This is a genomic window from Methylocystis sp. IM3 (assembly GCF_038070105.1).
Lineage (GTDB): Bacteria > Pseudomonadota > Alphaproteobacteria > Rhizobiales > Beijerinckiaceae > Methylocystis.
The window spans coordinates 2,306,095-2,319,775 of sequence record NZ_JBBPBZ010000002.1; the positions used below are offsets into that span (position 1 = coordinate 2,306,095).

Sequence of the window (13,681 nt, forward strand, 5' to 3'; positions counted from 1 at the left end):
TGGACAGGAATATGAAAAACATCGTCGGCGCCGCGCTCGTCGTGGCGGGCCTCGGCCTCATCGGCTGGGCCGGCTACTCGGCCCTCCAGCCCGTTTCCCACTACGCGCTCAGCCTGGCAACGGCTCCCGCCGACGAGGCGAAAGAGGTCGCCAGCCTCGGCCTGCCGCCAGAAGCGTTGCAGCACGTCGAAATCACGAGTCCGGACGAGCGCCGGCCCATCGCCAACGGCCTTGTGGCGCGGGAAGGCGAACGGCTGGCGCCGATCGTCTGGCGCAACGAGGTCACGGAGCCGATCCTCTTCGCCGACATCTCGGCGTCGGATGCGGCCAAGGTGCTCGCCGCCATCCGCGAGCACGCGCCCGAAGACGCGGTCATCCTCGCCTGGTGGGATCTCTCGCGGGCCATTCGCGCCGCCACGAAGAGGAATGCGCCGCTCGACGATCCGCAGGCGCGCGGGCTTCTCATTCCGCCGACATGGACGGAAGCCGGACCCGTCGAGCGCCGGCGCTGGGGCGCGGGCGCAGCGCCGCAGTCGGCGGAGAGCTTCGGCGAATTCATCGATGCGCTTCTTTCCGACGAAGCTACAGGAGCAGCGGCGCTCGCCAGGCTCGCGGGCGGCAAGCGGGCGTTCGTCGCCGTGCATATTTCCGACATATGGAAAGCCGCGGCCGCGCGCCCTGAGCGTCTTTCGATCGGCTACAAGGACTTCCCCTCCTCGGGCGTGTCGCATGGCGTCATCAAATCGGCGACGCAATGGATGCGCGAGCAGAAGATCGACGGCGGCTTCGCGGTCGAACCGATGGGCGGCGCCACGCGTCTTCATTACTTCCAGCGAAAGGGCGACGAGAGCGCGCTGATCGCGAAGCTCCTGCCCTTCTCCACATCGAACCCGATGCAGCTCGAGAAGCTGGCGCTCGTCTACCAGCACAAGGGCTGGTGGGTTTACGAGCTGCGCGGCTCTTGACTTGGTAAGGTCTTGGGCGCCCGCCGGAAGGTTGCATCGGGCTGGCCATTTCGAGCAGATGGTTTGCCCGTCATTGGGGAAGTGTTAAACGCCCGCGCCGAAATCTGGCCCGCATATCGGCGCGCCGCTTCTGCGACTGCACAGGCGCCAAGAAGAGGCCATCGATTCTCGCGAGCGGGCGTTTCGATAACGGAACCAGCGCGCCCGCATTCCCGAGCAAAGCAAACCGGTTACAGGGAGAAGAGTGAGATGATGAAGAAGGTAATGGCGGCTGTTTTCGTGGCGTCTTTCTTCGGCTCGATGCTGCCCGGTTCGGCGCTCGCGCATGCTGTCGGCGGCCGGTCGCATCATCACTGTCATGCGCCGGGGACCGGCTATCACGCCGGTCTGGACGCCCACAACCATCACCGTCTGCGCTGCCACGATCATCATCACCACGCGGGCCATCACTGAGAGGACGGATCGCGAGTACACGGCGGCGCTCCTTGCGCCGCCGTTGAGAGACGGTGACTTATCCCTTCAGCGCCTGAGCGAGCCTGGAGACGCCTTCCTCGATCTCCTTCTCGGAGAGCGCAACGAAGCCGAACATCAGAAGCCGGTCGCCGCCGTCGTTCTTGTCGAAACGCAGGGCCGAGCCGGTCGCCAGCGAACAGACGCCGACGCCCGCCGCAAGCCCCTTGGCCTCCACTTCTTCGGCGCTCGGAAAGCCCTCCGGCAGCTTCCAAACGAGATGCATGCCGGCCTGCTCGCCATAGACTTCGCATTCACCGAAATGCTTGTGCAGAGCGCCGAGCAGCGCGTCGCGGCGCTCGCGGTAGAGCTGGCGGATGCGGCGCAAGTGGCGGCCGAACTCGCCGCTCGCCATGAAATCGGCCATGGCCGCCTGCTCGAGCCAGCTCTGGCCATTGTTCATGAGCATCTTCATGCGCCGGAAGCTGTCCACGAGACGGCGCGGCGCCACGACATAGCCGAGCCGAAGCCCCGGTCCCATGCATTTCGAGAAGGTGCCGAGATAGATGACGCGCTCGTTGCGATCGAGGCCTTTCAGCGCCGTCAGCGGCGAGCCGACGAAGCGGAAGTCGCTGTCGTAATCGTCCTCCATGATATAGGCGTCATATTGCGTCGCCCAGGACAGGAGTTCGATACGCCTTTGCAGGCTCATGGTGACGCCGACGGGATATTGATGCGACGGCGTGACATAAGCCACGGCGCCCTTCACATGCGGCAATTGGGTGACGTCGAGCCCGTCCTTGTCGATCGGCACCGGATGGAGCTTGGCGCCGAGACTCTCGAGAACGAAGGCCGCGCCCTGATAGCAGGGCGACTCGACGACGGCCGTGGAGCCCGGTTTGACGAGCAGTCGCCCGACAAGATTGAAACCGTCCTGGCAGCCGCCGACGATGATGATTTGATCGGGATCGCACACCACCCCGCGCGCGGGCCCGAGATGTTTGGCGATCGCCTGGCGCAACTCCAGAAGGCCGGCGGGGTCGCTGTAGCTCGTGAGCTTGGAGCCTGCGGACTTGAGCCGAGCCTTGATATGCTGCGACCAGGCCTTCATCGGAAAGGTTCGCGCATCTGGCCGGCCGACCCAGAAATCCGCCGCGAGCCGGCGGCGATTCGGGTCTGCGAGGCGATGCGTGCGCTGAGGGAGCGTCTCCTCCCCGACCCCTGAACCCTGCGCCTCGTCGGTTGCGGCCGGAGCCGCCGGCGTCTCGGCCGCCGAGGACAGGAAAGCTGTATCCGGCAGGTCGGGCGAAACGAATGTGCCGACATAAGGCTTGGTCCGGATATAGCCTTCCGCAATCAGCCTTTCATAGGCGAGAACAGCCGTATTGCGCGAAACGCCAAGCTGCGCGCTCAGTTCTCGCGTCGTCGGCAACGGATCGTCGCCGCGAAGCTGGCCGTTCAGGATCATGGTACGGATCTGGTCGAAGATCTGGGTTTGAAGCGTCGATTTTTCTGATTCGTTCAGGATGATCGACAGCTGCACATGGCCGCTTCTGACCACTGGAGATGGACGACCGAGAGTGGCGATGCTCATCATTACGCCTTGTTCTGTCCAAGGTTAACGCATTGCGCGCTGGACTGCCGTGACTGACGAATAAGGCTGCACAACCCAACCGCATAGAGCCACTAAATAGGGTTCCGGTGAGGCCAGCCCGGCAAAGGCCGCGACGAAATCGCGCATTCGGGCCGGTCGGGGGCCAAAATTGTCAACAAAGCTTTAAGTGGCGCCACTAACAGACGCTCCTCTGGCGCTTTGCAAAGCCGCCCTCCTGCGAAAAGCTGACAGTCAGAAGCAAACCGGAAACAAACGCCGGGGAGGAAGTAAAATGTCGCTCGAAAAATCAAAAATCGTGCCGACGGCCTTCTGGGTCGGCTTTCTCGCCCTCGGCTTTGTCACGAGTCTGGGCGGCCCCGCCAAGCACCGCGCCGTTCATGCATCCCGCCCGGCCGCCACCGCCCGCGGGCCCGAGGCCGTCGTGGCGCAGACCGAGAGGCCGGCGCGGCTGGAGGCCAAAGCCGCGGCCCAGGATTGAGTTCGCTGAAAAAGAAAATCATTCGAAAGGAGCCTTCGCCATGAGCGCGCCGGTCGCGTTTCTCATCTTTCTAGTGATGCAGATCGTCAGCTTTCTCACCCTGATGACGGTGACGCAGTTAGACGGCTGGATGTAGGGCGCGCGCGACGGCTTCTTGCCAGCCGGCGGACGCCAACCTATTTTCCCGGAAGAGGCGATTGCCGAGGCGTCGCCGAAAAAAGAGCGGCCCGAGCGCGGATGGAGCGACGGGCCGTTTTGTTGGGAGGGAGGCGACCGATGCCTGACGGATTGCTCAAAGTTGTCTTGATCGGGTCGGTTGGCTTTTTCTTAGGCGCGGCCCTTTTCGGCTGGGTCTACGGCTGAGGCCGCTGACGGTCACCGACCCAGACGCCCGTCGAAAAATCGGGTGATGTCCTCGAAGATTTCCCGCGACTCGGGCATGTCTGGCCCCGCATATTGCGCGTGGCTCATCCCTTCGTAGACATTGAGGTCCGCGACCACGCCGGCGCGCCGCATCTTGCGATGAACGCGGACGGCGTTGGACAGAAACAGATCGCGCGTGCCCGCGGTCAGAATCGTGGGCGGAAAGTTTTTGAAGTCCCCGTACACGGGCGACAGATACGGATGCTTCAGATCGCGCCCATTGGCGTAGAGCTGCGCCGCAGCGGAGAGCCACCCGTCCCACGTGACCAGCGTGTTGTCGACGTATTCGTTGGCGTAATAGCTGTCGCCGACCTTGTTGAGATCAGACCAGGGCGTTGACGCAGCCACCGCCGCCGGCAGGGGCAGCCCCTCGTCCTTGGCGCGCAGAACCATTGCCAGCGCGAGCCCCCCGCCCGCGGACGCTCCGAAGACCGCCATGTTCTGCGGTTTGACCGTCTGGGCAAGAGAGTCCCAGACCGCCAGCACGTCGTCGAGCGCCGCCGGGAAAGGCGCCTCAGGCGGCAAGCGATAATCAACCGAGATCACCCGGTAATGGCCGATCCCAGCCATCATGATCGCTTCAGAGGTCGCCGCTTCGCCGCCGCCCGCGACATATCCGCCGCCATGGATGTGGAGCAGCAGGCGGTTCCGGTTATTTGCCGGCAGATCGGCGGGAGTCACCAAATAGGCTTTCACCCCCGCGATCGTCGTCGGCTCGACCCCCACCTTGAGCGATTTGCGCAAGGCGGCGAGCGTTTTCGACCACTCTGAATCGAATCGCCTGTCGAGCGCCGCCCACTCTTCCTTGGTGCTCGGCGGCGGCGCGAGGACATTGGGCGGGTATGGGGCGCGGATAAGAGCCTGCAATTGCAGGCTCACATCGCCGGGCACGGGAAGAACGCGGGCCGGAACCCTGCGCGGCCCAGGCACGGCGTTATCCGCCGCGGCGGATTGCGGATCGGCGCAGGAGGGACGGATTTTGTCCCATGCTGCAGGCGCGGGCGCGACAAGCGCGCAGGACAGAAGGAAAAGACCGAGTTTTCTCACGCCCCATCCTAACAGCTGGCGTTCACATGCGCAGGCGGCGATGGGCTCAATCTCGCCGATCTGGCCCCGCTCGTGGGGCGGGCCGGCCAAAATCGCGGTTCCGGGAGGCTGCCAGGCTCCTAAACCTTAACGGGCTGTTGACACTTGGTACGCGCAAGGCCCCTCGTTATAGTCAAGTTCAAGCCGCTCGATTCTCTGCCCGTTTCGAGTGGTCAGGTCCGGCGCGTGGGCCCCCCATGCGCCGGGCCGCGCGTCTTTATCCTGCCATACATCTTCACCCTGTCGCAGAGTCGCCTTTTTGCGCCCAGCCCCTTGCCTGGCGCAGAGGCGGCGCGCATCCTGTGCTCGCGGCACGGAGGAAGACGGCGTCATGAATTCAGACCCGAGATTTTGGGCCGTCTTCGCGGCGATCTGGCTCGGCCTCGTGCTGGCTGTGATGAACATCGTCGTGAAGGTCCACATGTTTTTGGACCTGACGAGCGCCGAATAGCCCCGCTCCGCTAGGCGGCGGCTGCGGCGCGGCGGTAGATTGGCTGCCCATCCGGGACGAGGCAGACAATCATGCTTGATGACACGCCGCTTTGGGCCACCTTTCTCTTGAGCGTCGCGCTCTTTGCCGCCATGTCGGAAATCGGCCACAAGCTCGGGCTCGAGAACGGCCGGGAAGCGAATGTCACCACTCTGGAGGCGTCTGTCCTCGGACTTCTGGCGCTGATGCTCAGCTTTACCTTTGCGATGGCCGTGACGCGGTTCGACGAACGCCGCAGCGCCATGCTGAAGGAAGCCAACGCCATCGGAACAGCAGCGCTTCGCGCGCGGCTGCTGCCGGCGCCGCAGGGCGCCGCAAGCCTGGACCTGCTGAAAGACTATGTCGCCATCCGGGTCGAGCTCACGCATTCTCAAGCCGCGCTCGCACCGCTGAGCGCCGCCGTCGCGCGGTCGAATGACCTTCAGGAACGTCTTTGGAGGATTGCGCGGGCCGCAGAGGCGAAGGACAGCGCCATGGTCCCGACTGGTCTTTACATTCAGGCTCTGAATGACGTCATCGACGCCCAGGAAATCCGCCTCACCGCCTTTCGCCACCGTGTCCCGCGCATCGTGATCTTTGCGCTCTATGGCATTGCCGCCGTCGGCATCGGTTTTTCGGGATATTCCAGTGGCCTCGAGCGCAGAAGCTGGCGGCTCCCGGTCTATCTCGTCAATATTCTGGTCGCCTCGGTCATTCTGCTCATTCAGGACATCGACCGGCCGGACTCAGGCTCGGTTCGAGTCAGCGCCGAACCCCTCATGGACACCGCCAATTCCATCGCCGGCTTTTCCGCCGAACGCGTCCAGCGTCCGGCATTGGCGCGATAAGGGCGCCGATGCCGGCAGCGTTCAGTGCGGTCGTCTTTCCGTGAGCGGAGGCGCCTCCCACCCCTGTGAGCGTTCCGACTCATATCGATCGAGCATTCCGTCAAGTTCTTCCAGATGGAGCTTCAACCGGGCGATCGTCACGGCGGTGACGTCCACCCAACCGCGCCCTCGGTCCTCGGCAAGTCTCGCCCTTCCCGCCTCGAGCGAGACGATCTGCTTGCTGGCCCGCTGCCGCTCCTGCCGACACCATTCCACGATTTCGAGCAACGCGCTCATGGCTTCTCTCCAGGTTCGAGCCCGAAAGGAGATAGCGCCGCAATCGCGGAGTTCTAACCCTGCTGCGCCGACTCTCTCCCGAGAGAATCCATCAGGGATCGTTCGATTTTGGCCGCATTGCAGCAAGAAGCCCGCCATGCGTATCGGCTCTAATGGCCCCGTAGCTGGGAAGAGTTCCTTTTCGGAGAGCCATAATGAAGAAACGAGTGATTTTCGCCTGCGCAACCGTATTGGCGGCTGCGGTTGTGCCGGCGAGCGCCGAGTCGGGCGGCAGTAGCGACGGCGGCAAGCGCACGCGAGATTTCGTCGCTCAGGGAACGCCGCCCGGCGATTACAGACTCGAGCATGACAGAGACGACCACAAGAAGCCGCCTCACCCCTGCAAGGGCAGAGACCATCACCATAACGATCACGATGACGATGACTGCGGGAATCCGGCAAGCCGGTGAGCCGGGTCGCGCCCTTTCCGAAAGGAAATGCGCGCGAAGATAAATGACGAACCACACACGGAACGCCCTGGCTGCCGATGGAGCGCCAGGGCGTTTCTTTGTGAAGCCGATCCGCGGCAAAAGGCGTAACGACGCAGCAACCGCGCAGCGTAACCGACCAATCGCCGATCCCGTCGCCGACGGTGCGCTTGCCGATTAAACTTGTGTCGCGCGGAAAGCGTTGTAGCCCGATGGCAGAGGGCTCGACGTGGCCGCGCACAGCGCGCGCGTATGTGCGAGCAAACGCGGGAGCGTGTCGCTCCACGTTCCGATCACGCCGCTACGCGCGCACGCGACGCGCTCGAGCCCGAACACGGTCTGGTTCGTATCCATCTCGGCGATTTCGAGACGCTGGGAGCGCCGCCGTATTCAATCGATACGGTCGCGTAGCCTTTGCCTGTCACCGGATCACGGAACCAGCCAAAGTGGTAAACGTCAGCAACTGACGCTACAGCACGCAGGCGACCATTCGTACAACTCTATCGAGCATACCTCCTTGAAGCCGATGCTTTTCAGAACCGCATGCGACGAACTGCGCGCCGATTGCACAATTGCCTGTTCGACACCCTGTTCCAGGGCAAGCGCCATTCGTTGCAGGGCCAACTCACGGTAAATTCCCCTTTTCCGATACTCCGGCAGCACTCCTGAACCTCGCAACAACAATACTCGGCCATTCTCAACCAGAGCTGAAGCGCCGAATCCAACTGGCGTTTGAGCCGCATCATTGAGACAAGCAACGTACAATTGCCAATCTAAAGCTGGAGGGAGAACCTTGGCGCCCCAGATCCCTTCGACGTCACGAGGATCGATTCCGTAGGACCGCGCGATGATGTCCGTGACATTCTCGATCCTGTCGAGTTCGACTGGTTTGAGAATGATGGAATCGCAAGCGCGTCTATGCTGGATTGTGCAATACATCCCCCCCAGGGAGCAGAAACGGGCAGGTCTCAATCCCTTGGAGAGCAGCTTGGCTCCCAAGCCGGCATTGATCTCTCCGGGTCCAAGCACAAGCGTAAAACCCTTGCCGTTAGCTCTGAAAAACTCGATGACTTCAGCAATTTTGCTGTCAGCATCTACTTTATTTTTCAGTCCCACGCGGTTCAGGTAGGGGGTCGGACGTCCAGAGATCCACCCTCTTACTCCTGAGATGGGCAAGGGGTCGCCGTCTCCTGTCATTCTAGGAAGCAGGAACAGAGATTCCAGAATAACTTGCGGTAAATCTTCTTCAGCAAGTCCCATCCGCTTTTCTCACTTCGCAATATTCTAAAGAGAAATAGACCACGACATAAAGAGCCGCCTAGTCGTCACTTTCCAGGAGTCGTTGGATCTCCTCTGAGACTTTCGCAGCGACCGGCATGGAGATAGGGCCCAGATGGTTCCCTTCGAATCTACGGAGTCGCACATTCCCACATAGCAAACCATGCCAACCAAGCAGATCATGGCTCACTCGCCACGAAGAACTCTCGCCCGCATACAGGAAATCCACCCGGCCGTGATATTTCAAAGGAGAGTAAGTCCTGCTGATAAAGCAGTTCAACTTATCCAACTCTTTCGAAGGACTCATCCACCGGCCGAGAAAAAACTGCTTGATGAGGAAGACCATCCGACTTCTCAACTGCACCTTTTTGCCCTTCAAAGTTGCAGCAATTCCCTTCAGCCAAACGCTCTTATGATACGCTGAGGGCATATAAGTGTCGATCAATATGAGACGCTCCACAGTGTCGCCATCCGCCGCCAGAAGCTGTGCAATGTCGAATGCGACAACACCCCCATTCGAATAGCCGGCCAAAATATAGGGCCCCTGCGGTTGAACGGCCTTGATGGATTTGACGCAATCCAGAGCGATTGCTCTGATACTTGGTTGCCTGTGCGTCGACTCTGGAGGCGCCAATTCATAGACGGGCTGCTCAATATCAAGTTTTGAGGTGAGAAGGTAGAAATAACACCCTCCGAGACCCCACTGATCGTAACCATAGGGAGCAAAGAAAATCGGCCTCCTCGTTCCTGATTTCAGAGGTATAGGCAGAGGGATCGCCGACCTCTTTTGTCCTAGACGCAGAGCCGAGGTCAGACGCCTGATCGTGAGATCAGAAAGAGCGATGTCAGGAAAGCCAATCCCGAACTGCCTTTCAAACTCAGATTTCATCAAACTGAATGAAAACGAGTCGCCGCCCAGATCGAAAAAATTGACGTCAGCGTCTCGAATTGGGTGTTCAATAACCCGCTCCCAAAGGCAAACCACCAATCTTTCAAAAGCATCTGGACTCTGGAAGCTTGTCAATGGACTACTGGAGACAGCGGGGCGTCGCCTGAGTTCTGATCTGTCAATTTTCCCGTTCGCAGTAAGCGGGAGGTCGGAAACTTCGATGAAGGTGTGTGGAATCATTTCTGGAGGCACAAGCTGCCTCAGAAACCGTCGCAAATCGTCCGTTCGAAGGTTGCTTTCCGATTTGCGTCCATAGAACCCGACAATTCGTTTTCCATATATCTCGTGCTCGTGATCAACTACCGCACAGACGCGGACTCCGGGGTGTTCCAAAATGCGATTTTCAATTTCACTCAAATGAAAACGGTAGCCTCTCACTTTCACCTGGTCGTCTCGACGCCCAATGATTTGCAGATCTCCTCCCTGCAACCATTTACCGATGTCTCCTGTCCTGAAAAGGCGCTTACCCTTTTTATCCTGATCGAAATATGTGAAAAACTTTTCGTCGGCGAGCGCTGGATCATCGAGATACCCCTTTGCGATGGAGCCGCCCACGCAAATCTCGCCTTCTTCTCCCATTGGAACGGGACGCATGTTCTCGTCGAGAATGTGGATTTCGGTAAATTCGGACGGCTTCCCAACCGAAATGACTCCCTGCATGTTGGATTTGAGCGTCAACGACGAAATGCTGGGAGCTTCTGTGCAACCATATACTATGGTGAGTTCTGCATTTACCTTCTGAAAGAATGCAGAAACCATGGCGCCGGGAACCGTCTCCCCGGAACATATAACGGAACGGAGAAACTTGCAGGCGCGAAAATTGTCTTGGAGGGTCAATAACTGGAGAAACGTCGGCGTGCTGATCAGATGGGTGATCTCATTTTCGATGAGATATTCCACGAAGCCCCCAGCGTCGCGCTCCATTCCAAGAGGAGCTATGTAAACAGCGCCGCCAGCCAAAATGGGATGAACGATTTCGGCTCTCGTGAAAGTTGTTCCGGAGTCTGTTTTCAACACATATCGATGCTGGCCTGATTGTGGGCGATCCCTCACCGGAATCCTCCCGAATGGAATTGGCACGGCTTTCGGTTTTCCCCGGCTTCCAGAAGTTAAAAACACGCTAGCGACATCGTTTTCGCTCAGTGTCGCACAGGCGGGAGCAGTAAATGAGGACTGGCGTGGAACCGTCTCCCTATCCAATTCATCCAAGCAGATGACTCTGCAACTGACATTGTGCAGTCGGGGTAAGCAGGAACGAGTTGAAAGAATCAGGCGGGGACGTAGCTGCGCAATCGCATCATCGGTTCTTTCGGAAGAATCGTCGAACCGGAGAAATGCGCAAGCTCCTCCCGATTTATATATCCCCATGACGGCGAATATGAGCTCGGGACTCCTTGGCATATACAGCCCTACGACGACGTTTGGCCCGACGCCTTCACCTGCGAGCATTTGGCCAATATCGTGAGCCTCCCGGTCTAACTGACCGTACGTAATTCGACGGTCTCGAAAGACGATCGCTATGGATTCCGGCGCCTGCTCGGCATGTTCTTCAAGAAAGACGTGCGGAAAGTAAGGGCGGCTTTTTTTCTCGATTGGCGGTGAGTGCATATTGGTTACGTGTTCCAGCTATGCGATGAACAAAAAAGAAGATCTGAGCAGTGCAAATGCTTTTACCGCCCATCTATCGGGCGCAGCGGCGGCATCGCGGGCGCGCTGGCGGACGCCGGAGTGCGAGGGCATCCCCCGGTGGCGACACGCTCACGCCTCCCAAACCGGCTCTCGCCGGATCATCGACGACCATCGAGTCTCATGACCGGCGCGCCATCGTTCGCGACGCTGGGGAACGCTACAGGGAGGGCCGGCGCCTCGCAACGCCCATGGCGCCAAGCCGGTGGAAGGCAATAACCACAGCTTGGCCAGAAGGGTCGCGGGCGGCGCATGTAATTGGAGCGGGCGTTTCGCTTTTCTGACGCGTCGCCCTTCCGGCTGGCCAGCTGATTTTTTCGAGGTCTCTGATTTGAATGGTGGGCGCGACAGGGATTGAACCTGTGACCCCTACGATGTCAACGTAGTGCTCTCCCGCTGAGCTACGCGCCCCCTTCCGGGGTTCCGCCTCGGCGGCGGTTCGGGTGGCGTGTGTATAGTGGCGGACGCGCCGGGGCGCAGAGAGAGAGCTACCTTCTAAAGAACACCTGTCTTTCCAGACTGTTACCCTAAGCCATTGCTTAACTCAAACAGCTTTGCTGACGCAAGCCTTACTGTTGCATAGCTAACCGCCACGCAAGCTCTCAAACAGGGTCGCCCTACACGAGCTTTACTGTTTCTTGCTTGCCAAACCCCTTTCGGTGTGACGCCAGTGTGACAAATAGGGATCGGTCAAGGCTACGGTCTGTTTTGCCGCCGAAGCGAGTCGTGGATTTTTCTGCGGACGGTTTTGCCTGATTGTGCGAGCGCAAGCGCCTGCTCGTTTCGCTGTGCGGGTGGGTCGCGCGCATGAGGCCATCGCGATCATGCTCCGGCCCCGCCCCCTATGCGCCCCGGCGCTCTTCGCTTGACGGGCTCGCGAACCTTCGGGACGGGTCGCTTTCCGTTCTATTTTTGCATCATGGTCGAACGCCGCCGCGCGCCCGCCCCTTCTGGGGATAAGGTGTGGATAACTAGCGCGAGGTTGACCATGGGTCTGCTCTTCAAACTCCTGATAGGATGGCTGGTTCTGAAGTTTGTCGGAGGCTTGGTCTTCGACTGAGCAAAAGCCCCACAGGGAGGACAAGTCCAATCTCTGTGGGGCCTCCAAGCGTGTTAATGGGCCGCCCATTTCAAACAGCCGCTCCTGCGAGGGGTCCTTCAACAATCGTCGCTCATGCCCCGCCCCTCGCCCCCATGCGCCCTCGGCGCGCTTCGCTTGAAGGCTAAGGTTTGGTTTTCCTGATACGAGCGAGTCCGTCGCTCATGCCCCGGCGCTCGCCTTCCGGCAGCGCCTGCTCGTTTCGCTATGCGGGCGAGTTTGATCGCGCGTGAGACCGTCGATCATGCCCCCGCCCCTATGCGCTCCGGCGCGATTCGTTTGACGGTTGGGGTTTGGCTTTTGCTGATCGCCGAGCAGGTCATCTTCGCCAAGCCAAGCGACCGTTCCATAATCTATCATCCGTTTGCCGCGCCGCGTGGTTGTGCGCATGCAGCAGGCGCAAGCGATGTAATATTCTTCGCGCTCGATAGCCTTCATACTGTGGCAGAACGAGGAATGTAGGGGCTTTATGCCTTGTCCCAAAACTTGTCTAATTCCTCTTGAAGCCTCTTTCCATGGCTAACATGCATCGTTTGGATTTCTTCGAAAAGGTTCAGCAGATAATGCGCCGCTTGGACATCGTGACCCTCGCGCTCGAGTTCGGCCACCCGCCGTCTTTGCTCTTCAACGATCCTCTTCCCCAGAGTAGCGTGGCGCTCAGTCTCCTCTAGATGCCTTTGGATCATCCCGAATTTTAAAGCCGTCGCCCAAATTTCCCCATCCGGCCCTGCTTGTTCCGCCGACAGTGTGGATGAGGGCGCGCTGGGAGATTGGCGATCCACTTTAGCCCCTTGGGTATAGCCCAACGAAACTTAGTGGACGGAAGGCGTTTGGAAATGCCGCAAACCTCGGCTGGCTGGCGTCGAGAGGCCGATTTCTAGCCGCCAGCCACCGTCACGGCGAGTCCGGCTATCGCCGCGAAGACGACGGAGAAGAGCACGGCGTTTGCGATTGGGGCTCGGATAGACATGAGCCAAATCTGGCGTTGTCGTGAGCTTGCCGCAATCGGCATAAACCGAGCGGTGACTTGTCGCATGGGCTCGGCTAGTTGGGTGATTCGATAAAGCTTACCACCACGAAAAGCTGATCAGCGCATCCGCGACATAAAAGGACACAACGAAAATCAGGATCGCGAGCAGGCTATACACAAAGGCATTGAAGCGCCGCTTTTTTGCAGGAAGGTCGCTCCTTGACGCCGTCTCGATGGAATAAACGTGCAGGAGGGCTGCAAGCGACAGCGCAATTCCGAAGGCAATGATGAGTCCGGGCATTTTTTCAGTCGCCTACCATCGACAGCTTTCAAGCCCTACTCTGTAAGTCTGCCTAAAATCGCACTTCTTAGCAATCGTTGAAACAGTGAAGCCATAGCATGTCGGACCGACCCCGGCTCTCGCATCTGCCCCAAGGCCCGGCGCGGGCGGTGTGGCAGTAGGACCAAGCCACAGAAGATTTTTACTATCGCGTTTATAAAGCGCCCGCCAAGCCGTAACCCTTACAGTAGAAGGGGGAACGTTTACCTAGCGCGGCTCGTTTGAGTGGGACGAGGCGTGTGATGCAGTTCCACCACTTTTCCCTATCGCTCCTGTTTGTCG

Annotated in this window: 11 protein-coding genes and 1 tRNA gene; 5 read left to right on the top strand and 7 right to left on the bottom strand. The window is 59.6% G+C overall.

The annotated features are described in order from the left end of the window. Positions 1-11 precede the first annotated feature (11 nt). Positions 12-965, top strand: a complete 954-nt coding sequence (gene haoB, locus WOC76_RS13285) for a hydroxylamine oxidation protein HaoB (protein ID WP_341106256.1) — start codon at positions 12-14, stop codon at positions 963-965. 249 nt (positions 966-1,214) lie between these two features. After that, complete coding sequence (locus tag WOC76_RS13290) at positions 1,215-1,418, top strand: hypothetical protein (RefSeq protein WP_341106254.1); 204 nt, start codon at positions 1,215-1,217, stop codon at positions 1,416-1,418. A gap of 58 nt (positions 1,419-1,476) precedes the next feature. On the opposite strand, the gene pdxR is transcribed toward WOC76_RS13290, so the two are convergent. Next, positions 1,477-3,009, bottom strand: a complete 1,533-nt coding sequence (gene pdxR, locus WOC76_RS13295) for a MocR-like pyridoxine biosynthesis transcription factor PdxR (RefSeq protein WP_341106252.1) — start codon at positions 3,007-3,009, stop codon at positions 1,477-1,479. 292 nt (positions 3,010-3,301) lie between these two features. Here pdxR and WOC76_RS13300 point away from each other — a divergent pair, with 292 nt between their 5' ends. Beyond that, a complete protein-coding gene (locus WOC76_RS13300; protein ID WP_341106251.1) occupies positions 3,302-3,508 on the top strand; it encodes a hypothetical protein in 207 nt (68 codons plus the stop codon). 375 nt (positions 3,509-3,883) lie between these two features. On the opposite strand, the gene WOC76_RS13305 is transcribed toward WOC76_RS13300, so the two are convergent. Further along, positions 3,884-4,978, bottom strand: coding sequence for an alpha/beta hydrolase (locus WOC76_RS13305; protein WP_341431442.1), 1,095 nt, complete (start codon positions 4,976-4,978; stop codon positions 3,884-3,886). A 561-nt stretch (positions 4,979-5,539) separates the two neighbouring features. On the opposite strand from WOC76_RS13305, the gene WOC76_RS13310 reads away from it, so the two are divergent. Further along, the gene (locus tag WOC76_RS13310; RefSeq protein WP_341106247.1) at positions 5,540-6,334 is read left to right on the top strand and encodes a bestrophin-like domain; all 795 of its coding nucleotides are present in this window, start codon (positions 5,540-5,542) and stop codon (positions 6,332-6,334) included. A 21-nt stretch (positions 6,335-6,355) separates the two neighbouring features. Here WOC76_RS13310 and WOC76_RS13315 read toward each other — a convergent pair whose 3' ends face one another. Continuing rightward, positions 6,356-6,610: a hypothetical protein gene (locus WOC76_RS13315; protein ID WP_341106246.1), complete on the bottom strand. Its 255-nt coding sequence runs from the start codon at positions 6,608-6,610 to the stop codon at positions 6,356-6,358. Between the two features lie 194 nt (positions 6,611-6,804). Here WOC76_RS13315 and WOC76_RS13320 point away from each other — a divergent pair, with 194 nt between their 5' ends. Next, positions 6,805-7,059: a hypothetical protein gene (locus WOC76_RS13320; RefSeq protein WP_341388659.1), complete on the top strand. Its 255-nt coding sequence runs from the start codon at positions 6,805-6,807 to the stop codon at positions 7,057-7,059. 474 nt (positions 7,060-7,533) lie between these two features. On the opposite strand, the gene WOC76_RS13325 is transcribed toward WOC76_RS13320, so the two are convergent. From WOC76_RS13325 to WOC76_RS13340, 4 genes are all read right to left on the bottom strand, one after another. Continuing rightward, a complete protein-coding gene (locus WOC76_RS13325) occupies positions 7,534-8,337 on the bottom strand; it encodes a GNAT family N-acetyltransferase (protein WP_341106243.1) in 804 nt (267 codons plus the stop codon). Between the two features lie 58 nt (positions 8,338-8,395). Continuing rightward, positions 8,396-10,912, bottom strand: a complete 2,517-nt coding sequence (locus WOC76_RS13330) for an AMP-binding protein (RefSeq protein WP_341431443.1) — start codon at positions 10,910-10,912, stop codon at positions 8,396-8,398. Positions 10,913-11,326: 414 nt separating this feature from the next. Next, a tRNA-Val gene (locus WOC76_RS13335) sits at positions 11,327-11,401 on the bottom strand. A gap of 1,755 nt (positions 11,402-13,156) precedes the next feature. After that, positions 13,157-13,360, bottom strand: coding sequence for a hypothetical protein (locus WOC76_RS13340; RefSeq protein ID WP_341106237.1), 204 nt, complete (start codon positions 13,358-13,360; stop codon positions 13,157-13,159). Positions 13,361-13,681 lie beyond the last annotated feature (321 nt).